Source organism: Pseudomonas orientalis (assembly GCF_002934065.1).
In the GTDB taxonomy this organism is placed as follows: Bacteria; Pseudomonadota; Gammaproteobacteria; order Pseudomonadales; family Pseudomonadaceae; genus Aquipseudomonas; species Aquipseudomonas orientalis_A.
The window spans coordinates 242,080-265,839 of sequence record NZ_CP018049.1; the positions used below are offsets into that span (position 1 = coordinate 242,080).

22 protein-coding genes are annotated in these 23,760 nt (G+C 62.8%); 12 read left to right on the plus strand and 10 right to left on the minus strand.

What is annotated here, in order from left to right:
* Positions 1-50: 50 nt before the first annotated feature.
* The 6 genes from dibA to BOP93_RS00990 all read left to right on the plus strand — a co-directional run bounded on the left by dibA (position 51) and on the right by BOP93_RS00990 (position 6,354).
* A complete protein-coding gene (dibA, locus tag BOP93_RS00965; RefSeq protein ID WP_104501241.1) occupies positions 51-1,964 on the plus strand; it encodes a phosphodiesterase DibA in 1,914 nt (637 codons plus the stop codon).
* Between the two features lie 300 nt (positions 1,965-2,264).
* Positions 2,265-2,447, plus strand: coding sequence for a sulfur starvation response protein OscA (oscA, locus tag BOP93_RS00970; RefSeq protein WP_003170956.1), 183 nt, complete (start codon positions 2,265-2,267; stop codon positions 2,445-2,447).
* Between the two features lie 66 nt (positions 2,448-2,513).
* A complete protein-coding gene (locus BOP93_RS00975) occupies positions 2,514-3,524 on the plus strand; it encodes a sulfate ABC transporter substrate-binding protein (protein WP_065893836.1) in 1,011 nt (336 codons plus the stop codon).
* Between the two features lie 141 nt (positions 3,525-3,665).
* The gene (cysT, locus tag BOP93_RS00980) at positions 3,666-4,484 is read left to right on the plus strand and encodes a sulfate ABC transporter permease subunit CysT (RefSeq protein WP_104501242.1); all 819 of its coding nucleotides are present in this window, start codon (positions 3,666-3,668) and stop codon (positions 4,482-4,484) included.
* Positions 4,485-4,497: 13 nt separating this feature from the next.
* Positions 4,498-5,370 (plus strand): sulfate ABC transporter permease subunit CysW, encoded by an 873-nt coding sequence (gene cysW, locus BOP93_RS00985; RefSeq protein ID WP_065883110.1) that lies wholly within the window; start codon positions 4,498-4,500, stop codon positions 5,368-5,370.
* Between the two features lie 3 nt (positions 5,371-5,373).
* Positions 5,374-6,354 (plus strand): sulfate/molybdate ABC transporter ATP-binding protein, encoded by a 981-nt coding sequence (locus tag BOP93_RS00990; protein WP_057725349.1) that lies wholly within the window; start codon positions 5,374-5,376, stop codon positions 6,352-6,354.
* 98 nt (positions 6,355-6,452) lie between these two features.
* On the opposite strand, the gene BOP93_RS00995 is transcribed toward BOP93_RS00990, so the two are convergent.
* Complete coding sequence (locus tag BOP93_RS00995) at positions 6,453-6,980, minus strand: DUF962 domain-containing protein (protein WP_104501243.1); 528 nt, start codon at positions 6,978-6,980, stop codon at positions 6,453-6,455.
* Positions 6,981-7,063: 83 nt separating this feature from the next.
* Between BOP93_RS00995 and BOP93_RS01000 the strand changes: the two genes are divergently transcribed.
* Entirely contained in the window at positions 7,064-7,750 is a 687-nt protein-coding gene (locus BOP93_RS01000) for a Crp/Fnr family transcriptional regulator (RefSeq protein ID WP_065933452.1), read from the plus strand.
* Here BOP93_RS01000 and uraH read toward each other — a convergent pair.
* Positions 7,745-8,155 carry a hydroxyisourate hydrolase gene (gene uraH, locus BOP93_RS01005; RefSeq protein ID WP_104501244.1) on the minus strand — a complete coding sequence of 137 codons (411 nt, stop codon included), beginning with the start codon at positions 8,153-8,155 and terminating at the stop codon, positions 7,745-7,747. The two genes, BOP93_RS01000 and uraH, sit on opposite strands and share 6 nt — an antisense overlap.
* 29 nt (positions 8,156-8,184) lie before the next feature.
* Entirely contained in the window at positions 8,185-8,658 is a 474-nt protein-coding gene (locus tag BOP93_RS01010; RefSeq protein WP_057725353.1) for a GlcG/HbpS family heme-binding protein, read from the minus strand.
* 100 nt (positions 8,659-8,758) lie between these two features.
* On the opposite strand from BOP93_RS01010, the gene BOP93_RS01015 reads away from it, so the two are divergent.
* Positions 8,759-9,124 carry a response regulator gene (locus tag BOP93_RS01015; protein WP_057725354.1) on the plus strand — a complete coding sequence of 122 codons (366 nt, stop codon included), beginning with the start codon at positions 8,759-8,761 and terminating at the stop codon, positions 9,122-9,124.
* A gap of 133 nt (positions 9,125-9,257) precedes the next feature.
* Here the strand turns inward: BOP93_RS01015 and BOP93_RS01020 are convergent, their stop codons facing one another.
* Positions 9,258-10,262, minus strand: coding sequence for an AraC family transcriptional regulator (locus BOP93_RS01020; protein WP_104501245.1), 1,005 nt, complete (start codon positions 10,260-10,262; stop codon positions 9,258-9,260).
* A 101-nt stretch (positions 10,263-10,363) separates the two neighbouring features.
* Here BOP93_RS01020 and BOP93_RS01025 point away from each other — a divergent pair, with 101 nt between their 5' ends.
* On the plus strand, positions 10,364-11,434 hold the full coding sequence (locus BOP93_RS01025; RefSeq protein ID WP_104501246.1) for a fatty acid desaturase: 1,071 nt from the start codon (positions 10,364-10,366) through the stop codon (positions 11,432-11,434).
* Here the strand turns inward: BOP93_RS01025 and BOP93_RS01030 are convergent.
* Positions 11,421-12,236, minus strand: a complete 816-nt coding sequence (locus tag BOP93_RS01030) for an ABC transporter ATP-binding protein (RefSeq protein ID WP_065893831.1) — start codon at positions 12,234-12,236, stop codon at positions 11,421-11,423. The genes BOP93_RS01025 and BOP93_RS01030 overlap by 14 nt on opposite strands.
* The gene (locus BOP93_RS01035; protein ID WP_104501247.1) at positions 12,233-13,807 is read right to left on the minus strand and encodes an ABC transporter permease; all 1,575 of its coding nucleotides are present in this window, start codon (positions 13,805-13,807) and stop codon (positions 12,233-12,235) included. The genes BOP93_RS01030 and BOP93_RS01035 overlap by 4 nt, the downstream gene beginning before the upstream one ends.
* A 278-nt stretch (positions 13,808-14,085) precedes the next feature.
* Here BOP93_RS01035 and BOP93_RS01040 point away from each other — a divergent pair, with 278 nt between their 5' ends.
* Entirely contained in the window at positions 14,086-15,087 is a 1,002-nt protein-coding gene (locus BOP93_RS01040; protein WP_104501248.1) for an ABC transporter substrate-binding protein, read from the plus strand.
* Between the two features lie 105 nt (positions 15,088-15,192).
* Here BOP93_RS01040 and BOP93_RS01045 read toward each other — a convergent pair whose 3' ends face one another.
* A complete protein-coding gene (locus BOP93_RS01045) occupies positions 15,193-16,113 on the minus strand; it encodes a LysR family transcriptional regulator (RefSeq protein WP_065893829.1) in 921 nt (306 codons plus the stop codon).
* A 181-nt stretch (positions 16,114-16,294) separates the two neighbouring features.
* Between BOP93_RS01045 and BOP93_RS01050 the strand changes: the two genes are divergently transcribed.
* Positions 16,295-17,200 carry a TauD/TfdA dioxygenase family protein gene (locus BOP93_RS01050; protein WP_104501249.1) on the plus strand — a complete coding sequence of 302 codons (906 nt, stop codon included), beginning with the start codon at positions 16,295-16,297 and terminating at the stop codon, positions 17,198-17,200.
* Between the two features lie 125 nt (positions 17,201-17,325).
* Here the strand turns inward: BOP93_RS01050 and BOP93_RS01055 are convergent, their stop codons facing one another.
* Both BOP93_RS01055 and BOP93_RS01060 read right to left on the minus strand, forming a co-directional pair.
* On the minus strand, positions 17,326-18,933 hold the full coding sequence (locus BOP93_RS01055; protein WP_104501250.1) for an alkaline phosphatase family protein: 1,608 nt from the start codon (positions 18,931-18,933) through the stop codon (positions 17,326-17,328).
* Positions 18,934-19,125: 192 nt separating this feature from the next.
* Positions 19,126-20,070 carry a LysR family transcriptional regulator gene (locus tag BOP93_RS01060; protein WP_104501251.1) on the minus strand — a complete coding sequence of 315 codons (945 nt, stop codon included), beginning with the start codon at positions 20,068-20,070 and terminating at the stop codon, positions 19,126-19,128.
* Positions 20,071-20,225: 155 nt separating this feature from the next.
* Here BOP93_RS01060 and BOP93_RS01065 point away from each other — a divergent pair, with 155 nt between their 5' ends.
* Positions 20,226-22,550: a TonB-dependent receptor gene (locus BOP93_RS01065; protein ID WP_065893825.1), complete on the plus strand. Its 2,325-nt coding sequence runs from the start codon at positions 20,226-20,228 to the stop codon at positions 22,548-22,550.
* Here BOP93_RS01065 and BOP93_RS01070 read toward each other — a convergent pair.
* Positions 22,521-23,720 (minus strand): CynX/NimT family MFS transporter, encoded by a 1,200-nt coding sequence (locus BOP93_RS01070; protein ID WP_104501252.1) that lies wholly within the window; start codon positions 23,718-23,720, stop codon positions 22,521-22,523. The two genes, BOP93_RS01065 and BOP93_RS01070, sit on opposite strands and share 30 nt — an antisense overlap.
* Between the last annotated feature and the right edge of the window lie 40 nt (positions 23,721-23,760).

The window sequence follows — 23,760 nt, forward strand, 5'->3', positions numbered from 1 at the left end:
CCTCAGCCTTCGTAGGGCGATTCTGTTTTTTGGTAAGGATTACTGACCATATGCTGTTTACATACCGAGGAGCCCTACGTGCGGGGCTGGTATACCTGCTGATTTCCATTGTATGGCTCAGGCTCAGCCACCACTTATTGATCAACTTTATCGATGAACCCCAGGCGTTGGCGCATTGGCTGCAACTGCGCGGCTATGTCTGGGTGGGCCTGAGCGCGCTGGCTATCTACCTGATGGGCGTGCGTTTCGCCCGTGTCCACCAGCTGCAACAACCCCTGAAAGAAAACCATGAGCGCCTGCAACAGGCCGCTGCGGTGTTTGATTGCACCCGTGAAGGGGTGCTGGTCACCGATGCCCGAGGCCTGATCGTGCACGTCAATCGTGCGTTCATGGAGATCACCGGCTACCGGCGCGAAGACGTCATGGGCAAGCCCCCCAGCCTGTTCAAGTCCGGGCGCCATTCGTCGAATTTTTATCGGCAGATGTTCCAGACCCTCGAGCGCAGCGGTGAATGGAGCGGCGAAATCTGGAACCGACGCCAAAGCGGAGAAATTTACCCACAGTGGCAAACCATCCGCGTCATCCGCGATGAGCAAGGCCGCATCAGCCACTATGTCGCGGTGTTCTCGGACATCAGCGCCATCAAGGACTCCGAACACGAACTGGCGCACCTGGCTCATCACGACCCGCTCACCGACTTGCCCAACCGCTTGCTGTTCACCGATCGCGCCGAGCAGGCCCTGGCCTCGGCGCAAGTGCACAAACGTGGCTGTGCACTGTTGCTGCTCGACCTGGACCACTTCAAGATCATCAATGACAGCCTGGGCCACAATGTGGGCGATCAACTGCTCAAGCTGGTGGCCGAGCGTCTGAAGGGGCTGTTCAGGCCCGGGGTGACCCTGGCGCGCCTGGGCGGCGACGAGTTCGCGGTGTTGGTGGAGAGTTGTCCACAGGTGATGCAGGCGGCTGCCATGGCGCAGCGCATGCTCGATGCCATGAAGGAACCGTTTGTGTTTGACGGCAACCAGCTGTTTATCAGCGCCAGCATCGGCATCAGTCTGTTCCCCAGCGATGCGCTGAGCGCCGAGCAATTGTTGCGCAACGCCGACTCGGCGCTGTTCAAGGCCAAGCACGCGGGCCGTGAAGGCTACGCCCTGTACACCGAGGAGCTGACGGCTCACGCGCAGAATCGGGTGGAAATCGCCAGCGAACTGCGCCGCGCCCTCGACCAGCAGGAACTGCGCGTCTATTACCAGCCGGTGCACGGCCTGCAGGACAGCCGCCTGATCGGCGTCGAAGCACTGGTGCGCTGGCAGCACCCGGAACGCGGCCTGGTGCCGCCGGGCGAGTTCATCCCCATCGCCGAGCGCACCGGGTTGATCGCCGACATCGATGCCTGGGTGATGAACCAAGCCTGCCGCCAGATGTGCCAATGGCTGGCGGACGGCGCGCCGTTGGGTTTTATCGCCGTCAACGTGTCCAGCCGGCTGTTTGCCCGGCGCGAACTCTACGAACACGTGGGCCAGGTGCTTCACGATACGGGACTGGACCCGGCCTTCCTTGAGCTGGAAGTCACCGAAAGCGCGGTGATGGACGACCCGGAAGTGGCCCTTGAACAGCTGCACCGCCTGCGCGAGCTGGGATTGCGCCTGGCCATCGACGACTTCGGCACCGGCTATTCCTCGCTGCTGCGCCTCAAGCGCTTGCCGGTGCAGAAACTCAAGATCGATCAGGGCTTTGTCGCAGGCCTCCCGTGGGATGAAGACGACGCCGCCATCGTGCGCGTGGTCATCGCCCTGGCGAAAAGCATGGGCATGCAGGTGCATGCCGAAGGGATCGAGCAGGTGGAGCAGGCCCGCTTCCTGCTGGACCAGGAATGCGACATGGGGCAGGGGTACTGGTTTGGCAAGCCGGTGCCGGCCGATGAGATCAATTGGGCACGAGCACCCGCCATCCGGGCTTGAAATGCAGTCCAAATGTGGGAGGGGGCTTGCCCCCGATGGCAGTGTGTCAGCCAAGAGTGACTGACCTGACACACCGCTATCGGGGGCAAGCCCCCTCCCACATTGGAACTGCACAAGGCTTTATTTCAGTGCTGTGGTTCAAAACCCAAGTGTAACCCCACGCCCCAGCAGAAAATTCTTTCTGGTTATATAAACATTCTTAAATAGTATTTTTAAGAATATCCCCGCTTATCTACTATCGCTCTCACGCCGCAAGCAGTGCCGCCACTGCCAGGCACTATTCATTTCAGGAGCGAGACCATGAGCGCATCTCTACGTAGCGTCGACGGCCAGGACGAAGCAGCCATTTTGCGTGAGATCCAGAGCGCCCTGCGCGATCTGCGGTTTGGCGCGGTGGAAATCACCGTACACAACGCTCAAGTGGTACAGATCGAACGCAAGGAAAAATTCCGCCTGCAGAACCCGGGTAACAAACCGAGCTGAGCAGCAACGGCGATAGACCCGCAATTATAAAAAAAAGCCAACACTCAAGAATTTTCAGGAGCTTCTATGTCGTCGATTCGCCGTTACGCCCTGGCCGCGCTGGCCAGTGCCGTGTTTGCCGGTTCCGCCGTTGCCAAGGACTACGAGTTGCTCAACGTCTCGTACGACCCCACCCGTGAGCTGTACCAGGACTACAACGCTGAGTTCACCAGCTTCTGGAAACAGTCCCACCCGGGCGACAACGTCAAGATCCAGCAATCCCACGGTGGTTCGGGCAAGCAAGGCCGCGCGGTGATCGACGGCCTGCGCGCCGACGTGGTAACCCTGGCCCTGGCCGGCGACATCGACGAAATCGCCAAGCTGGGCAAGACTCTGCCGGAAAACTGGCAAACCCGCCTGCCGGACGCCAGCACCCCGTACACCTCGACCATCGTGTTCCTGGTGCGCAAGGGCAACCCCAAAGGCATCAAGGACTGGGGCGACCTGATCAAGAAAGACGTGTCGGTGATTACGCCTAACCCGAAAACCTCCGGCGGTGCGCGCTGGAACTTCCTCGCCGCCTGGGCCTATGGCCTGAAGACCGGCGGCAGCGAAGCCAAGGCCCAGGAATACGTTAAAGAGCTGTTCAAGCACGTGCCGATCCTCGACACCGGCGCACGCGGTTCCACCATCACCTTCGTCAACAACGGTCAGGGCGACGTGCTGCTGGCCTGGGAAAACGAAGCGTTCCTGGCGCTCAAGGAAGACGGCGGCGCCGACAAGTTCGACATCGTCGTGCCGTCCCTGTCGATCCTCGCGGAGCCGCCGGTGGCCGTGGTCGACAAGAACGCCGAGAAAAAGGGCAATACCGAGATCGCGACTGAATACCTCAAGCACCTGTACAGCCCGGCGGGCCAGGAGATTGCGGCGAAAAACTTCTACCGCCCACGCGATGCGAAAGTTGCCGCCAAATACGCCCAACAGTTCCCTGAACTGGACCTGGTCACCATCGACAAAGACTTCGGCGGCTGGAAAACTGCCCAACCGAAATTCTTTAACGACGGTGGCGTGTTCGACCAGATCTACACGGCGCAATAAACCAAAGTACCTGTAGGAGCGAGCTTGCTCGCGAAGGTCGTCAACGATAACGCGTACATTCTGAATGAGCGCGGTGCCCTTGATTCTTTCGCGAGCAAGCTCGCTCCTACAATGGTTTCTACCCTTTAACCAAGGACTCTTATGTCGCGTCGTATTTCCCCCGTCATACCCGGCTTCGGGCTGACGCTGGGCTACACCGTGGTGTACCTCAGCCTGATCGTACTCATCCCCCTGGCGGCGATGTTTGTGCACGCCGCTCAACTCACCTGGGATCAGTTCTGGGCCATCATCTCCGCACCCCGCGTGTTGGCGGCGTTGAAATTGAGCTTCAGCACCGCCTTGTACGCCGCGCTGATCAACGGCGTGATCGGCACCCTGCTGGCCTGGGTGCTGGTGCGCTACACCTTCCCCGGCCGCAAGGTCATCGATGCGATGATCGACCTGCCGTTCGCCTTGCCCACCGCCGTGGCCGGTATCGCGCTGACCGCGCTGTATGCGCCCAACGGCCTGGTGGGCCAGTTCGCCGCCGACCTGGGCTTCAAGATCGCCTATACGCCGCTGGGTATCACCCTGGCGCTGACCTTCGTGACCTTGCCGTTCGTGGTGCGCACGGTGCAGCCGGTACTGGCCGATATCCCCCGGGAAGTCGAAGAAGCCGCCGCCTGCCTGGGCGCCAGGCCATTGCAAGTGTTCCGCCATATCCTCGTGCCGGCCCTGTTGCCGGCCTGGCTGACCGGTTTCGCGCTGGCGTTCGCGCGGGGCGTCGGTGAGTACGGCTCGGTAATTTTCATCGCCGGCAACATGCCGATGAAAACCGAAATCCTGCCGTTGCTGATCATGGTCAAGCTCGACCAGTACGACTACCGTGGCGCCACCTCTATCGGGGTGCTGATGCTGGTGGTTTCCTTTGTCCTGCTGCTGCTGATCAACTTGTTGCAGCGGCGCATCGAACGTCCATAAGGAGGCGCGGAACATGTCCCAATCGTCTATATCCGCCGCGTCCTCGGCCAACGCCGCCCGGCGTGGCAGCGCGACCTCGCGACGCGTCCTGATCGGCCTTGGCTGGCTGGTGTTTGCCCTGTTCCTGCTGCTGCCGCTGCTGATCGTGGTGTCCCAGGGCCTGAAGAACGGCCTCGGCGCGTTCTTCACCGCGATCCTTGAACCGGATGCGCTGTCGGCGCTGAAACTCACGGTGATCGCTGTGGTGATCTCGGTGCCGCTCAACCTGGTGTTTGGCGTCAGCGCCGCGTGGTGCGTGAGCAAATATTCATTCCGTGGCAAAAGCATCCTGGTGACGCTGATCGACTTGCCGTTCTCGGTGTCCCCGGTGATCGCAGGCCTGGTCTACGTGCTGATGTTCGGCGCCCAGGGCTTCTTCGGCCCCTGGTTGCAGGACCATGACATCCAGATTGTGTTCGCCTTGCCCGGCATCGTGCTGGCGACCATCTTCGTCACCGTGCCGTTCGTGGCCCGTGAGCTGATCCCGCTGATGCAGGAGCAGGGCACCCAGGAAGAAGAAGCCGCGCGCCTGCTCGGTGCCAACGGCTGGCAGATGTTCTGGCATGTCACCGTCCCGAACATCAAGTGGGGCCTGATCTACGGCGTGGTGCTCTGCACGGCGCGGGCCATGGGGGAGTTCGGCGCGGTGTCGGTGGTGTCCGGCCATATCCGCGGCGTGACCAACACCCTGCCGCTGCATGTCGAGATTCTCTACAACGAATACAACCACGTCGCCGCCTTCGCGGTGGCCAGCCTGTTGCTGATCCTGGCGCTCTTCATCCTGCTGCTCAAGCAGTGGAGCGAGAACCGAATCAACCGCCTGCGCAACAGCGCCGGTGAGGAATAAGTCATGTCGATCGAAGTCCGTAATGTCAGCAAGAACTTCAACGCCTTCAAGGCCCTGGACAGCATCAACCTGGATATCCAGAGTGGCGAGTTGGTGGCGTTGCTGGGCCCGTCCGGCTGCGGCAAGACCACCTTGCTGCGCATCATTGCAGGCCTGGAAACCCCGGACGCCGGCAGCATCGTGTTCCACGGCGAGGACGTCTCCGGTCACGATGTGCGTGATCGCAATGTGGGCTTTGTGTTCCAGCACTACGCACTGTTCCGCCACATGACCGTGTTTGACAACGTCGCTTTCGGCCTGCGCATGAAGCCGAAAAACCAGCGCCCGACGGAAAGCCAGATCGCGAGCAAGGTTCACGAGTTGCTGAACATGGTGCAGCTCGACTGGCTGTCTGACCGCTACCCGGAACAACTCTCCGGCGGCCAGCGCCAGCGTATCGCCCTGGCCCGCGCCCTGGCGGTGGAGCCCAAGGTGCTGCTGCTGGACGAACCCTTCGGCGCCCTCGATGCCAAGGTGCGCAAAGAGCTGCGCCGCTGGCTGGCGCGCCTGCATGAAGATATCAACCTGACCTCGGTGTTCGTGACCCACGACCAGGAAGAGGCCATGGAAGTCGCCGACCGTATCGTGGTGATGAACAAGGGCGTGATCGAGCAGATCGGCTCGCCGGGCGACGTCTACGAAAACCCGGCCAGCGACTTTGTGTACCACTTCCTGGGCGACTCCAACCGCTTGCATCTGGGCGAGGACAAACACCTGCTGTTCCGCCCGCACGAGGTGTCGCTGTCACGGCATGAGCTTGAAGATCACCACGCAGCTGAGGTGCGGGACATCCGGCCGCTGGGCGCGACTACTCGCGTGACCCTCAAGGTAGAAGGCCAGCCCGAGCTGATCGAAGCCGAAGTGGTGAAGGACCACGACAGCCTGACCGGCCTGACCCGTGGCGAAACCCTGTTCTTCAAACCCAAGGTCTGGCAAAAAGCCTGAGCTACCAATGTGGGAGGGGGCTTGCCCCCGATAGCGGTGTGTCAGTCACACATATGCTGACTGATCCACCGCCATCGGGGGCAAGCCCCCTCCCACATTTAGATCCCGCTGGGTTTGAGATCGCGGCGTGCCACCGGGCCTGAGCGTTGCTCAATCTGCTGCTTCAGCGCCTGGCGCAACCCCAGCGCAAACGCCAGCTCCGCCACCACAAACAGCGGCCCCACGATCAGCCCGGATACATCATCAACGAACGCCGGCTTCCGGCCTTCGTAGTAATGCCCGACAAACTGAATCACCCAGCCCACCACAAACATCCCGATACCGCTGCTCAACCACACCGTCGTGTTCTGCGCCGCCAGCACGTGGCCGGCCCATACCGACAAGCCCATCAGCAACGTCATCAAGAGTCCCAGGGCCAGTTCCAGGCGCAGGTAAAACCATGCCGAAAACAGCGCCAGCAGCACCGCCGGGGAAACCCACAGCGCACCCACCGGCCATTCGGGGCGTGACAGCAGCACGGCGACCGCTACCACGATCAAGGGAATGCCGATGAAATGGCTGGCGATATTGCGTGGGTCGCGGTGGTAGGCGGCGTATTGACTGAGGTGGTCGACGAGGCTTTTCATTGTTGTTCCTCCTGTAGGATGTTTGATCATGCCCTGTCAGTCGGCGCCTAACTGTCAACTGGGCGACAATCTTCGGAGTTCCCATGGACACAGGCAAATGGCACGCGCACCTGGCCGGCGGCCACTGGTTTGGCCATCTGCCTGCAGACTTGCAGCATAGCCTGCTGGCGGCGGCGCGGGTGCGCACGCTGACGGCGGGGCAGTTTCTATTCAAACGCGGCGATCCGCCGTGTGGCCTGTATGCGGTGCTGGAAGGGACGGTGCGCATCAGCGCGGTGAATGCCCAGGGCAAGGAAGCGGTGCTGAGCCTGGTGGAGACGCCTCACTGGTTCGGCGAGATCTGCCTGTTCGACAACCTGCCGCGCACCCACGATGCGCTCGCCACGGGCCCTTGCACGCTGGCGCAGGTGCCGCAGGCGGCGATGCTCGGCATGCTCGAGCGGCACCCGGCGTATTGGCGCGATGTGGCCCTGTTGATGAGCCACAAGCTGCGCCTGTCGTTGATCAATATCGAACAGATGAGCCTGATGCCCGCGTCGGCGCGGCTGGCCCATCGGCTGCTGATGATTGCTCAGGGTTACGGTGAGCGAACGCAGGCGCGCCGGGTGTTGCAACTGCCCCAGGAGGACCTGGCGGCGATGCTCGGCCTGTCGCGCCAGACCACCAACAGCCTGCTCAGGGCACTGGAGCAACAGGGCGTGCTCGGCCTGAGCTACGGGGCCATCGAGATTCTCGACCTCAATGGCCTGCGGCTGGCTGCCGGCCTATGAACCGCGATAGGTGGAGAAGCCGTAAGGGCTGAGCAGCAGCGGGATGTGGTAGTGCTGATCAGCCTGCTTGACCTGGAAAATCACCGGCACTTCGGGGAAGAAGGTTTCGCGGTTGGCGTGCTTGTAATAGTCGCCGGTCTTGAACACCACGCGGTACTCGCCCGGTTTCATGCTGCGATCAGCGGGAAACAGTTCGGCGATGCGCCCCTGTTCGTTGGTCACGCCCTGGGACAGCGATTGCCATTGGTCGCCCACGTGTTCTTCCAGGGTGACGTTGACGCCGGCGCTCGGCAGGCCGTTTTCCAGGTTGAGCACATGCACGCTCAGCGGGTTGCCGGCGGCCATGGCCAGGGTGCACAGGCCGCTCAGGCTGAGGGCGGCGAGGGTCATGCTGAGGGTTTTCATCGTGAAGTCCTTTTTTGACAGAGGTGGTATCAAGGGGTGATTTTCAGGCCCAGTTGCTCGGCGGCCTGTACGGCGCAGGCTTCGTCCTGCGCGGCGCCGCCGGCACCGGCGATGCCCAGTGCGCCGACCAGCTCGGCGTCGGCGAACAGCGGCACGCCACCGCCGAGCAACAGCAACTCGGGCAAGCTGTTAAGGTTGGCGGCCTCGGGGTTGTTGCGCGCGCGCTCGGCGAACAGCCGGGTCGGGGTTTTGCTCGACAGCGCCGTGTAGGCCTTGCGCTGGCTGGCGAGGCTGTTGTGTGGGCCGACGCCGTCGGCGCGCAGGCTCAGCAACAGGTTGCCGCCACGGTCGAGCACGGTCAGCGCGGCGGTGCAGTGCGCCAGGCCGGCATCGGCCAATTGGCGTGCGGTGCGCAGATCCAGCTCGGCGTGACGTGGCAGTTGCGGCGTGGCCTGGGCGGCAGTCGCCACGGCGAGGCTCAGGAACAAGGCAGTGCGAAACATGGTGAGGGCTCCAGAAGGCAGGCCGTCACGGTAGCCAGTGGACGTGGTCAAAAGCCGCACAATTTGATGACAGGTTTGTAATCAAACCCAGAGGTAAGGCATGCAGGTGTTGTTAGTGGAAGACCAGCCGCAACTGGCGCAACGCATGGCCCAGGGCCTGAGCGAGGCGGGTTTCGGCGTTGAAGTGGCGGCCAACGGCATGGCGGCGCAGCGCTTTGTGGAAAGCACCGAGTACGACCTGGTGATCCTGGACGTGATGCTGCCGGGCCTGAATGCGTGGAAGTTGCAGCAGGCGATTCGCCAGCGCGGAGAAACCCCCGTGCTGTTCCTGACCACGCCTGATGGGATTGAAGATCGGCTGCGAGGGTTGGAATTGCATGAAGACGATTACTTGCTCAAGCCGTTTGACGCCAAGGTGTTGGTGGCGCGGGTGAGGAAATTGTTGCGGCGTGATCGGGGGCGGTGATTGATCCGGGATTTGCAGAGCCTCAAAGACCGCTATCGGGGGCAAGCCCCCTCCCACACTTAAATGTATTCACAGTTCAAATGTGGGAGGGGGCTTGCCCCCGATGAGGCCCTCAAAAACACCCCCCATTCCCCTACCGCAACCCATCCCGAAACTGCCCCGGCGTCATCCCCGTCCAGCGCTTGAACGCCCGGTTGAAACTGCTGGTATCGGCAAACCCCAGCAAATGACTGATCTCGGCCAATGAACACTGCGGGTCGCGCAGGTGCAACAGCGCCAGGTTCTGCCGGCATTCATTGAGCAACGCGTCAAACCGGCAACCTTCATCCGCCAGGTGCCGCTGCAGGCTGCGCAGACTCAAATGCAACGCCTGGGCGATCCGCTCCGCGCCGGGTTCGCCGTCGGGCAGTTGCGCCTCGATGGCGGCGCGCACCTTGCGCTCCCAGGTCAGCGGCTGCAGTTGCGCCAGGGTGCGCTTGAGCACGGTTTCATTGTGTTCGGCCAACTCCGGGTTGGCATCGTCCAGGTGGCTGTCGAAGTCCTGGGCGGCGAACTCCAGGCGGTCTTCCTCGGCGCCAAAGAATACCGGTGCGCGAAACACCGTGTGCCAGGGCGCGGGGTCGAACGGTTCCGGGCGCTGCAGGTAAACCGCCAGCGGTGCATAGTCGCGCCCCAGGCGATTGCGGCAGGTGCGCACATAGATCGCCGCAAACGCATCAATGGCTTCCAGCGCCGGCGCCGGGCTGCCTTCGGGTTGCAGCAGGCGAAAACGGTAGCAGTCGCCGTGTCGGCTCAACTCCAGGCTCAGGGCATCGCTGACCACCTGGTGATAGCGCACGATGCGTTCGAACACTTCGCGCAAACTGCCGCTGGCCACCAGCGCGTAACCCAATGCATGAAAGGTCGTGGGGCTGACAAACCGCGACACCCGCAAGCCAATCGCCGGGTCGCCACTGGCCTGCACCGCCAGTGCCCACAGGCGCGTAGTGGCCGACAATGGGTAGCGTGCGTTTGGGTCGTCCATCAGCAACGGGTCGAGCCCGGCCTCAAGGCACAGCGCGGCGCTGTCCAGGCCCAGGGCCTCGAGTTGCTTGCGCAGGGCGCGGGTCCAGCTGGCGAGGGAAGTCGGTTCAGTCATGGCGATTGGCGCTTGCGGTCAACAGGTTGGCGTGCGGAGCTAGCGGCCTGCGCCAGGGTTGGGTGCAGGATGCAGGCATCACTCCACAAGAGAATGGAAGCATGGACGGTACTTGTGCAAGTCCCCAGCAGATGAACGCGCAACAGCGTTCGGCGCATATCCGCGAGGTGGTGCTGGCCGAGGGCGCGCGCCTGCGCCAGCGGCATCCCTGGCTGCTGCATCAGGACGCGCTGGGCGCGGGCATCCTGGCGTTCGCTTGGGTCGGCATGCTGGGTTCGGCGGCGCTGTATATCAGCGGTCATATGAACTGGTGGGTATGCCTGCTGCTCAATGCGTTCTTTGCCTCACTCACCCATGAGCTGGAACACGACCTGATCCACAGCATGTACTTTCGCAAGCAGCGCGTGCCCCACAACCTGATGATGGGCCTGGTGTGGCTGGCGCGGCCGAGCACGATCAACCCGTGGATTCGCCGGCACCTGCACCTCAATCATCACAAGGTCTCCGGCACCGAGGCCGATGTGGAAGAGCGTGCCATCACCAACGGCGAGCCCTGGGGCATCGCGCGGTTGCTGATGGTGGGCGACAACATGATGTCCGCCATGATCCGCCTGCTGCGCGCGAGGACCTGGCCGCACAGGTTCAGCATCCTCAAGCGGGTATTGTTGGTGTACGCACCGCTGGCGCTGCTGCATTGGGGCGCGTGGTACATCTTCCTCGGTTTTCATGCCGCCAACGGCATCGCCGGTCTGGTGGGCGCGCCCATCGACTGGTCAGCCGGGACGCTGCAGATGATGCAGGTGATCGATATCGCAGCGGTGGTGATCATCGGCCCCAACGTGCTGCGCACCTTTTGCCTGCACTTCGTCAGTTCCAACATGCATTACTACGGCGATGTGGAGCCGGGCAATGTGATCCAGCAGACCCAGGTGCTCAACCCCTGGTGGATGTGGCCGTTGCAGGCGTTCTGTTTCAATTTCGGCAGCACCCACGGCATCCACCATTTCGTGGTGAAGGAGCCGTTCTATATCCGCCAGATGACGGTCAGGGTGGCGCACAAGGTCATGGCCGAGATGGGCGTGCGCTTCAATGATTTCGGCACCTTTGCGCGGGCCAATCGGTTTGAACGCGAAGAGCAACCGGACAGCGACCTCGCGTTCAGCAAGCAATGAATGCCAGCGGCAGGTCGCGGATCTGTTCGCGCACCGGTGGCTGGTAGTGATCGTCGCTGATCAGTTCATGCAGCAGTTCTTCGCGCAGTTGGTGGAATTCAAAGCTGCTGCGCTGGCGCGGATGGGGCAGGGCGATCTCGACCACCTGCTTGATCCGCCCGGGCCGGGGCTCCATCACCACCACGCGGTCGGCGAGGAAAATCGCCTCTTCCACATCGTGGGTCACCAACACCGTAGTGATTTTGGCGCGGGCGCGAATCGCCAGCAGTTCGTCCTGCATCTGCTGGCGGGTCAGCGCATCCAGCGCGCCGAACGGCTCGTCCAGCAGCAGAATCCGTGGGCTGGCCACCAGGCCACGGGCGATCGCTACCCGTTGCGCCATGCCGCCGGACAGTTGGTGGGGATAGGCGCGGGTGAAATCGGTGAGGCCCACCAGTTCGATAAAGTCGCCAATGCGTCGGCTGCGCTCGGCCTCGCTCAAGGGCTCATTGACCAGGCCCAGGCCGATGTTCTGCGCCACCGTCAGCCAGGGGAACAAGCGGTGTTCCTGGAACACGATGCCGCGTTCGCTGCCGATGCCGCTCACGGCTTTGCCATCGACCTGAATCTGCCCGCGAAACTGCGTATCCAGCCCCACCAGCAAGCGTAAAAGCGTGGACTTGCCGCAGCCGCTCGAACCGACAATCGCCACAAATTCGCCCTCGGCAATCTCCAGGTTGAATTCGCGGATGGCTTCCAGCTCGACGCCATCCACCTCGAAGGACTTGCCCACATGGTTGAAGCTGACAATCGGTGCGTTCATGCGTGTCTCCAGCCGGTGACGCGGCTTTCAAGGCGTTGGCCGATAAGGTTGAGGGTGGCGCCGGTAAGGCCGACCAGCAGCATGCCGCTCATGATCAAATCCATGCGCAGCAGCTGTTGGGCGCCGATCATCAGGCTGCCGATGCCGCCATTGGACGGCATGAAGTATTCCGCGCCGATGGTGCCCAGCCAGGCGTAGATCAGGCTCAGGCGCAGCCCGGCGAAAATGCCCGGCGCCGCGCCCGGCAGTATCAGGCGGCGCAGCCGTTGGAACAGGTTCAGGCGCAGCACCTGTGCGGCTTCGCTCAGTTGCGGTGACAGGTTCAACACGCTGCGCTGGGTGGCGATAAACAGCGGGAAAAACGCCGCCAGGCCGATAAACACCCATTTGGCCAATTCCCCCAGGCCAAACCAGGCCGTGAGCAACGGCACCCAGGCAAAGATTGCGATCTGGCGCAAGGCGGCCAGGGTAGGGCCGAGCACCCGCTCGCTGCGCGGTGACAAGCCCAGCCACAAGCCGATGGCAAACCCCAGGCTGGCGCCCAATGCCAGGCCACCCAGGGTGCGCCCCAGGCTTTTGCCCAGCGCGCCCGACAGCGTGCCATCCACGACGCCCGTGGCGGTGGTCTGCAGCACAGTCCATGGGCTCACCAGGATATTTGCGTCGACCCAGCCCTGCTGCGTCGCCACTTGCCACAGCGCCAGCAACCCCAGCGGCAGCAGCCACGGCTGCAGGCGCTGCCAACCCTGGTAACGCGGGCCGCGCCGGATGTGCGCGGTGGCCGGATGCGGCCAGTGCACCCATTTGCGGTCCAGCCAGCCGACGCCACGGTCCATCACCACGCCCAGCACGCCGATGACCACGATGCATACAAAGACGATGTCGAGCATGAACAACTGGCGTGCCCACACCATCAAGTAGCCGATGCCTTCACTGGAGGCCAGCAACTCCACCGCCAGCAGCGACGTCCAACCGGCCGCCAGGGCCAGGCGCACACCGGCCATGAACGCCGGCAGTGCGGCGGGCAGAATCAGCCGGCGGATCAGCAGGTGGGTGGGCAGGCGCAGCACGCGGGCAGTTTCGCGCAACTGCGGCTGGGCATCGCGCACGCCGACCAGCGTATGCAGGGTCACAGGTACCACGATGGCCTTTACCAGCACCACCAGTTTCAGGGTTTCGCCGATGCCGAAAAACACCATGAACAACGGGATCCACGCCAGGGTCGGCACTTGCGCCAGCGCGCTGAAGGTGGGAAACACCAGGCGCTCGGCGCGCGCGCTGAAGCCCAGCCAGGCGCCGAGCAACGCCCCGGCGCCGATGCCCGCCAGCAAGCCCCAGAACAAGCGCTGCACACTGATCGCCAGGTGGCTCCACAGCTCGCCGCCCGCCAGTTCCACGGCGCTGCTCCACACCAATGCAGGCGGCGGCAGGATTTGTTCGCTCATCCACTGATGACGGCAGGCCAGCCACCACAAGGCTAATAGCGTCAGCGGTAACAGCCAGGGGCTGAGCGCCGGCCAGCGCAGTGTGGGGGTTGTCAGAGGCGGGCTTAACCGTGCGGTCCGGGCCATCGGGGACCTTCCTTTCGTTATGTGATTCCGATCTTATAAAAACGTAATCAAGATGATTGTGCGATAAGAGAGTCCATTTAAAGCCCGTGCCCGGCACGCATCCAATGCATTCGGAGAATATTTTCGATGCTGTTTATGCATAGCCCGCTGCAGCCTGCGGTTTGTCTCGCATAGTTCAAAAGGTTATTAAATTGTGAATTTATAGTATTTAAAGTTTCTATCTGCCTATGGCTACTTTCAGCTCCCCAGGCGACCGTCGCCCACCAGGAGCTGCCCTTATGAAACTGCCCTTCAAACGTCTGATCACGCTGATCGCCGCTACCGCGCTGGCGGGTCTGGTGCAGGCCGCCGAGCTCAAGGAGATCCGTATTGCCGTGCCCGACCTCAGCGCCGGGAGCCAACACAGCGGTGGCGGCATCACCGATGTGTTGCGCCAACAGCAGATCTTCGAAAAGGCCTTTGCCGACCAGGGCATCACGATTCAATGGAATTACTTCAAGGGCGCGGGCCCGGTGATCAATGAAGCCTTCGCCAATGGCCAGGTGGACCTCGCTTATCTCGGCGACCTGGCGGCCATCATCGGCCGTTCCAACGGGCTGGATACCCGCCTGCTCAGCGCTACCGCGCGTGACATCAAGCAGTACCTGGGCGTGGTGCCGGGCTCGGGCATCAAGACCTTGCAAGACCTCAAGGGCAAGCGCGTCGCGGTGTTTCGCGGCACGGCCAGCCAGTTGTCATTCGACAGCGCATTGGCCAGCCAGGGCCTGAGTGAAAAGGACCTGAAAGTCATCAACCTGGATTACAACGCGGCCGGTGCGGCGTTGGCCGCCAAGCAGATCGACGCGACCTGGGGCGGCTCGAACCTCACGGCGCTGCAAGCCAAGGGGCTGGCCGAGATCGCCCTGACCACCAAGGACCTGAACGGCGCCGGCAGCATCCAGGCGGTATTGGTGGGCAGCAAACAGTTCGTCGACGGGCATCCCGACGCGGTGGCCAAGTTGCTCAAGGCCCAGCAGCAGGCGGTGCAATGGTTGACCGATGACAACAACAAACAGGCCTACATCGAGCTGGTGTCGGGGCTGGCCAGTTATCCGCCAGTGATCCTGAGCAATGATTTGAAGGACCAGCAGCTCAGCCAGATTTTCCCGGCGACGCTGGACCCGGTGTTCCTGGGCAAATTGCAGGATGCGGTGGATCTGGCTTCCAGGGAGAAGTTGATTCGCCGGTCGTTTCAGGTGAGTGATTGGGTGGCGCCTGGGTTTGCGGCGGCGGGGCTTTGAGTCTGGTGGTGCCTGGGCTATAGCTATCGGGGGCAAGCCCCCTCCCACACTTTGAAGGTATTCACAGTTCAAATGTGGGAGGGGGCTTGCCCCCGATGAGGCCCTTCAAACCGCCACACTCACCTCCTGCCTGTCGACCTCCACCAACACCTCAATCATCGCTTTAGCCGCCGGCGACAACCGCGCCCCCGTGCGGCTGACGATCCCGCACCGCGCACTCAGGGTCTCCATGTTCTGCGGCAGGTTGCGCCAGTGCAGCAGCACCAGCGTGCCGCTGGCGATGTCCTCGGCGAACGCTTCCTCGGTGCCCACGCCAATGGCGTTGGACTGCAGCACGATTTTCACCAGCGCCGGGAAGTGTTCGGTCTGGATGCTCGGCGAAAAATCCATGCGCCCGCTCAGGTTTGCCAGCAGTTTGCGAATGCCCTGGGAGATCAGCGGCGCCGCCAGCGGGTAGTCGAACATGTCATTGGTCGACAGGCTGTCCTTGGCCAGCAGCGGGTGCCCCGGGCGGCAGAAAAACACGCCGCGCTTGGCGGTCAGCGCGCGGGTCTGGAAGTTCGGGTCGGCTTCGAACTGACGGATGTCGGCAATGAAGAATTCGATCTCCTCGCGGCTCAGGGCGCGGCTGAGTTTTTCCCAGTTATCCACCTGGAAACTGGTGCGGATTTTCGGGTGCGCGCCGATAAACCGCGCCACCGCATCCGGTACCAGCTTGACCGCCGGCGCCGGGCCGCAGCCGAAGCGCAGGTCGCCGGCATCGAGCTTGGTCATGCGCGTGACTTCACTGCTCAGCAAGGCGGCGCCGTGCACCAGGCTCAGGGCGTGTTGCAACACCACCTGGCCTTCGGGCGTGGGGCGCAGGTCCTTGTGGCCACGGTCGACCAGTACGCAGCCGAACTCCTGTTCCAGCCCCTGGATACTGCGGCTGAACGCCGGTTGAGTGATGCCCATGGCGTCCGCCGCGCGTACGAAACTGCGGTGTTCGTTGAGGGCAATGAAGTAGCGCAGTTGACGCAGATCCATATGCATTCCCGGCATTTGAAAAATAGGTCGAAGGCATTTGCGAGCGACGGAGCTGAGGTTTTAAATGCAAGCTCTTATTCCGTCAACGAAGCATTGGTTCATTTGCTAGATCTAAAATGCATATGAATAGAGCGTTGCCGGCGAGCGTTCCACCATCCGCAGGCACATGAGGGTCACCACAATGAGCAACGCCGCATTAGCTGTTCAACCCATCGCCCAGGCACTGGACATTCATCCGGTCGCCGGCCGCATCGGCGCCGAGATCCGTGGCATCAAGCTGTCGGGGCATCTCGATGCCGCCACTGTCGACGCCATCCAGCAAGCGCTGGTGCAGTACAAGGTGATCTTCTTTCGCGAACAGTCCCACCTCGACGACCAGAGCCAGGAAGCCTTTGCCCATCTGCTCGGCGAACCGATTGCCCACCCGACCGTGCCGGTGCGTGACGGCACGCGTTTCCTGATGGAGCTGGACGGCACGCGCGGCCAGCGCGCCAACTCCTGGCACACCGACGTGACCTTCGTCGATGCCTACCCCAAAGCTTCGATCCTGCGTTCGGTGCTGGCGCCCGCATCCGGTGGCGACACCGTGTGGGCCAACACCTCGGCGGCCTACAACGACCTCAGCGTCGAGCTGCGCGCCCTGGCGGATAACCTGTGGGCCATCCACAGCAACGAATACGACTACGCCGCGCTCAAGCCGGATGTGGTGGTGGAGCGGCTTGAGGAGTACCGCAAGGTATTCACCTCGACGGTGTATGAAACCGAGCATCCGGTGGTGCGCGTGCACCCGGTCAGCGGTGAGAAAACCTTGTTGCTGGGGCACTTCGTCAAGCGCCTCAAAGGCTACTCCCAGGCCGACTCGACGCAACTGTTCAACCTGTTGCAAAGCCACGTCACCCGCCTGGAAAACACCGTGCGCTGGCGCTGGAGCAGCGGCGACGTAGCGATCTGGGACAACCGCGCGACCCAGCATTACGCGGTAGACGACTACGGCACCCAGGAGCGTATCGTGCGCCGGGTGACGCTCAAGGGCGATGTGCCGGTGGGCGTGCAGGGGCAAACCAGCAGAACCACCAAAGGTCTCTAAGTCAGGTTGCAGATTAAAATGTGGGAGGGGGCTTGCCCCCGATAGCTGAGTGTCAGTCAACCTTTCAGTGGCTGACACACCGCTATCGGGGGCAAGCCCCCTCCCACATTCAGACCTGTGTCGTTCTACCAGACGCCAATCTGCACCACCTTCTCCGCCTCCGGCTCACCGTAGCGAAACCATTGGCCACGCACTTCGATCTCGGTGTGGCTGATGGTGGTTCGCCGCTTCAACCCGCGCAGCCAGTCGAACAGATAACCCACATGCACCTCGCGCACATCGGCATAGGCCGGGTCGGCGCCCAGGTCGTGTACTTCCTGCGGGTCGTTGTGCAGGTCGAACAGCTGCGGGCGGAAGCCGTCATAGGCCAGGTATTTCCAGCGCTCGCTGCGCACCATGGTCATGCGGCAACGGTCGATCGGCTGGCCCAGGCGCTCGCGGGCGGGGGCCTGGAAGGCGTAGTCGTACTCGGCAATCGCATAGTGGCGCCAAGGCGTCGGGTCACCGTGCAGCAGCGGGATCAGCGAGCGGCCTTCCAGGCGGTGCTCGGCGGCGGGTAGGCCCAGGGCGTCGAGGAAGGTTGGCAGCGCGTCGATGGTCTCTACCAGGCGCGCGTCCACCGAGCCACGGCTGATATCGGCACTGGCACGCGGGTCGCGCACGATCAGGGGAATGCCCACGGCAGGCTCCAGCAGGAATTCCTTTTCACCGAGAAAGTGATCGCCGAGGAAGTCGCCGTGATCGCTGGTGAACACGATCAGCGTGTCATCCCAGCGCCCGTTGCTTTGCAGGAAATCGAACAGCCGCCCGAGCTGGTCGTCGATCTGTTTGATCAGCCCCATGTAGGTTGGAATCACCGTGAGCCGCACCTCGTTGCGGGAGAAGTTCAGGCTCTCCTGGTGTTGACGAAACGCCTGGTACACCGGGTGATCGCTGGTGTGTGCCGGTTGAATTGGCGCCTGGATATGCTCGGCGCCATACCGCGCGTGGTACGGCGCCGGGGCGATATAGGGCCAGTGTGGCTTGATATAGGACAGGTGCAGGCACCAGGGTTGTTCGGCCTGCTCCTGGATAAAGTCGATGGCGCGGTCGGTGGTGTAGACGGTTTCCGAGTGCTGCTCGGCAACCCGCGCCGGCAACCCGGCGTTGCGCATATGCCAGCCGCTGAGCACTTCGCCGTTTTCACCTTGCGCGGCATTGGCCCATTCGTGCCACGGGTTGCTGCCGCTGTAGCCCTGCTCGCGCAGGTAATGGGTGTAGGGCGCGGACTCGCGTTTGTCCTCGAACAGCGGGCTGTCGGGGTAGATGCCGTCGTGGCGGAAATAAGTGTCGAAGCCCACTTCGTTCAGCACCTCGGCCTGGGCGCTTTCGGGGTCGATATTCAGCCGCTGCAGGGCATCCAGGTTTGACGTGGCGTGGGTCTTGCCCACCAGCGCGGTGCGGATGCCGTGGGGGCGCAGGTAGTCGCCGATGGTCAGTTCTTCCAGGGGCAGCGGCACCGCATTCCACGCCACCTGATGGCTGCTGACATAGCGTCCGGTGTAGGCCGACATCCGCGACGGGCCGCAGATGGTGCCCTGGGTGTAGGCGCGGCTGAAACGCACGCCGGCTGCGGCGAGGCGGTCGATATTCGGGGTGTGCAAGTGGGCGTGGCCGTAGCACGACAGATAATCGCGGCGCAGTTGGTCGCACATGATGTAGAGCACGTTGCGTACGGGTTGGGGTTGGGACATGGAGGCTCACCGGATGGAAGATAGGTGAGGTTTTTTCGCTGTTTGGGTGGGGCGCTGGCAAGTGCATTTGAGGTCTGGGTTTTATGCAGTGAATGCATGGGTGTGGCTACCGACGCCATCGGGGGCAAGCCCCCTCCCACATTTGAAATGCATTCCAGATGTGGGAGGGGGCTTGCCCCCGATGGCGCCGGTTCACACAGCGATATTCTCAAGCGTACAAATATCTTCATCCAACTCATCTACTTCCTTGATCTGCTCAATCATCGCCTCCGCCAACGGCGACAATCGATACCCCGCACGGCTGACAATCCCGTAGCGGGTGTAACGCTCCTCCAGGTTTTCATCCAGGCCATCAATCTTCAAACACACCAACTCGCCCCGGGCCATGTGCAGCACGTCGCTGTTGGCGCTGACGATGCCGATGGCGTCCGAGCGCAGTACCACGCCCAGCAGGCTGTAGCCGTTTTCGCATTCGACGTTGGGCTGGTAATCCGGTCGGCCGCTGAGGTCGACGATGACTTTGCGCAGGTTCGGCGGGCGGATGGTCACGGCCAGCGGGAAGCTCATCAGTTCGGCGGGGCTGACGCTGTCGTGGGTGGCGAGGGGATGTCCGATGCGGCAGCAGAAATACCAGCGGCGCGGGCGCAGGCGGTCGGTGTGGTAGTCGGGGTTGGCTTCGAAGTGGCGGGTGTCGGCGACGAAAAACTCGAACTCTTCGCTGAGCAGGCGTTTGCTCAGGCTTTCCCAGTCGTCCACCTGGAACTGCACGCGTGCCTTGGGGTAGCGCCCGATAAAACTGCCGATGGCGCGGGGGATCAAGCCACCGGCCGGCGCCGGGCCGCAACCGAAGCGCAACTCGCCGGCCTCGAGGCCGTTGAACTGGCTGATCTCATTGGCCAGTTGCTGCGCGCCGCTGACCAGGCGCCGGGCATGTTCGAGCAGCACCTGGCCTTGTTTGGTCGGCGCCAGGTCTTTGCGCCCACGGTCGACCAACTGGCAGCCGGTGCTGTGTTCCAGCGCCTGGATGCTGCGGCTGAAGGCCGATTGCGACAGGTTCACCGTCAACGCCGCCGCGACGAAACTGCGTTGTTCGGCGAGGGCGATGAAGTGGCGAAGTTGGCGCAGGTCGATATGCATTTTTCACATCAAAAATATCCGGGAAATGCATTGGCTATGCATTAGGTCGACTCCTTATAAAGGCTATCTCTTATGCAGTAAATGTTCTTAAAACCATAAATAAATAACCTTAAGGAATATGCCTTGCTGGATATTCCTGGGTTCCGGAGCCGCCCATGAGTCTGTTCAAGCCCGTTGTACCCTTCAAGCGCCTGCCCCTGGCGATGCTGCTGGCGGGCAGTGCCAGTTGGACCCCCAGTCATGCTGCCGAGCCGGCTCCGGCAGGCGAGAGCGCCAGTGGCCAGTTGGAAACCGTCACGGTCACCGCGCGGCGGCGCACCGAAAGCGCCCAGGCGGTACCGACGCCCATGAGCGTGGTCGGCGGTCAGGCGCTGGAGAGCCAGCGGGTGTATCGGATTCAGGACCTGCAGCAGCTGGTGCCCAGCGTCAACGTCGCCTATATGCATGCGCGCCAGTCCAGCGTGTCGATTCGCGGCCTGGGCAACAACCCGGCCAGCGACGGCCTGGAGGGCAGCGTGGGGTTGTATATCGACAACGTCTACCTCGGGCGCCCCGGCATGGCCGTGTTCGACCTGATGGACATCGAGCAGCTTGAGGTATTGCGCGGCCCGCAGGGCACCCTGTTCGGCAAGAACACCACAGCGGGGGTGATCAATATCAGCACCCGCGCGCCGAGTTTCACCCCGGAGCGCAGCATCGAAACCTCGTTGGGCGAGGACGGTTATTTCCAGACCAAGGGCACGATTTCCGGGCCGCTTACCGATGAATTGGCCGGGCGTTTTTCGGCCTATCGCACGCGCAGCGACGGCGACATCAAGAATGAACATGACGGCCACGACCTCAATGGCGGTTCGCGCCAGGGCTTTCGCGGGCAGTTGCTGTACAAGCCCAATGAGGCCTTCAACCTGCGCTGGATCGGCGACTACAACGAGGAGGATTCCAGCGCCGGTACACGTGTGCTCTACAGCACCGGGCCGACCATCAACGGCACCAACCTCTATCAGTCCCGGGCCAACGCCGCGGGTGCGACCCTGGTCGATGGCACCCACCGCAAGGTCAACCTGGACAACGACCAGCACGTCACCGTGTTTCAGGGCGGCACCTCGCTGGAGGCCAACTGGACCTTGCCGAGCGATTTCACCCTGACGTCGGTCAGTGCCTATCGCTGGTGGAATTTCACCCCGCGCAACGATGACGGTCTTAACGTGCCGGCCTCGTATAACGCCGGCGTATCGGTGGAGGACAAGCAGTGGTCCCAGGAATTTCGCCTGGCTTCACCCCAGGGCGGGTTTTTCGATTACGTGCTCGGCGCCTACTACTTCGGCTCTGACCTGGATAACAAGTCCTTCGCCTATTACGGCCCCCAGGCGGATATCTGGAACGGCACGCCGAGCGGCGCGTTGAGCAACGTGAGCAGCATCGGCAACGGGCATATCCGTACCGACAGTTTTGCGCTGTTCGCCCAAGGCACCTGGCACCTGACCGAACGCCTGGATTTCACTGCCGGCCTGCGCGGCACCTACGAAGAAAAAAGTGCCTGGGTGACACGCAATGCCCCGCTGGGCGGCGCTGCGGTCAGCGGCGCCGCAGCCACGGCGCGACGCGGACGTACCGGGGCGTATGACTCGGGTGACCTGACGCAATACAGTGCCACCCCGTCGGGGCTGCTCAACCTCAGTTACCACTTCAATGACAACCTGCTGGGCTACGCCACGCTGTCCCACGGCGAGAAGTCCGGTGGCGTCAACCTGGCGGTGGGCTCGGCACCGACGGCGGGGGCCGACTCGCTGTTGATCGGCACCGAGCGCGCCAACAACGCTGAGTTGGGTTTCAAGAGCACGTTGTGGGATCGCCGCCTGCAGCTCAATGCCAACCTGTTCTGGACCCAGGTCAATGGCTACCAGACCAACGCCTACGACCAGGACAACCGTGTGCAGTACCTCACCAACGCCGGCTCCGTGCGCTCGCGGGGGGTGGAAGTGGAAAGTACGCTGGTGCCGATCAAGGGCCTGACGCTGAACCTCAACGGCTCCTTCAACGATGTCAGTTACCTGTCTTACAAGGACGCGCCATGCCCGCCGGAAGTCAGCCTGCGCCCCGGCGCACCGACGTCCTGCGACCTCACCGGCCACCAGGTGGTGGGCGCGTCGAAATGGATCGCCAACGCCAACGGCGAGTACAAGTGGAACCTGGATAACGGCTTTGAACCCTACGTCACCGCCAGTTATGCCTTCCGCTCCAAGGCGGTGGGCACCGTGGAAGATTCCGACTACGGGCAGATCCCGGCCTATGCGCTGGTCAACCTCTCCACCGGCCTGCGCGGCAATTACCAACAGGGCCAGTGGGACGTGTCGCTGTGGCTGAAAAACGCCTTCGACAAAACCTACTACACCACCCTGTGGACCGGCGGTAACGGCGGATACGAAGGCCTGCTGGGCGCCCCGCGTACCCTAGGCGTGACCGGGCGCTACGACTTCTAGCCCGGTGCGGTAGGTGGCCGGGCTGAATACCCGCGTCACCAGCAGCATGGCCAGCACGGTCAGTGTCAGCACGATCCAGGCGCTGACAAAGTTGCCGGTCAGTTCGCGCAGCCAACCGGTCAGCCATGGCGAGATGGCGTTGATCAAAAAGCCCACGCCCTGGACGAAGGCGGCCAGTTGCCCGGCCTGGCGTGGGTCGCGGTGATGGTCGAGGGTCAGCAGCAGGCTCAGGGCGAAGCACGCGCCCAGGCCGAAGCCGCACAGGGCCACCCACACGTGGGGAAAGGCCTGCGGCGCGATGATCAGGCCGAGGTAGCCGAGGGTTTGCGCCACCAGGCTGATGCCGAGCAGCGGGCGGCGGTCGATGCCGCGTTGCGCCAGCACCGGCATCAGCAGCGCGGCGATCACCTGGAAAATGGTCATGAACGCCAGCAGTGAGCCGCTGGGCAGCACGCCCCACCCCAGTTGCTGATAGTAGGCAGGCAGCCAGGCCACCATGCTCATGTAGCCGCAGTTGACCAGGCCGAAATACAGCGCAAGCAACCACGCGCGACGGTTGCGCAGCCCCTTGAAGGCGGGCGCCACGTGTGGATTCCTGGCGGCGCCCAGCGGCAGCCACGCCCAGAGCAACAAGGCACCAAGCGCCGGCAACAGCCACACACCCAACCCGGCCTGCCACTGCTGGAAGTGCGTCGCCACCACCGGGCTGAGCAACGCCGCCAGGCCTCCGCCGGCCATCAGTGAGGCCGAATACACGCCCATCGCCACCGGTACGCGCTGATGAAACTCGCGCTTGATCATCGCCGGCACCAGCGCCTGGATCAGCGCCACGCCCGCACCACCGAGCAACGCGGTGACCAGCAGCGCCGACGCCTGGCCCATCAGCCAGCGCGCCAGGCACGCCAGCAGAATCATCACCAGGCCCAGGGCGATACCGCGCCGTTCACCGAGCCGCGCTTCCACGCGCACGCCCACCAGCGCCACCAGGCCCATGCAGATCACCGGCAGGCTGGTCAGCAGGGCGCTGCTCTGGAAGCTCAGGCCGGTGGCCTGGCGAATCTCGCCGAGCAACGGGCTGATGGAACTGAGGATCGGCCGCAGGTTGAGACCGAGTACCACCAGCAGGCCCCAGCCGGCGTGCCTGGCCATGAAGGAAAGGTTGAGTGTCATGCGGGTCCTGTCGCCTACGCAGAAGAGACGTGAAGTATGC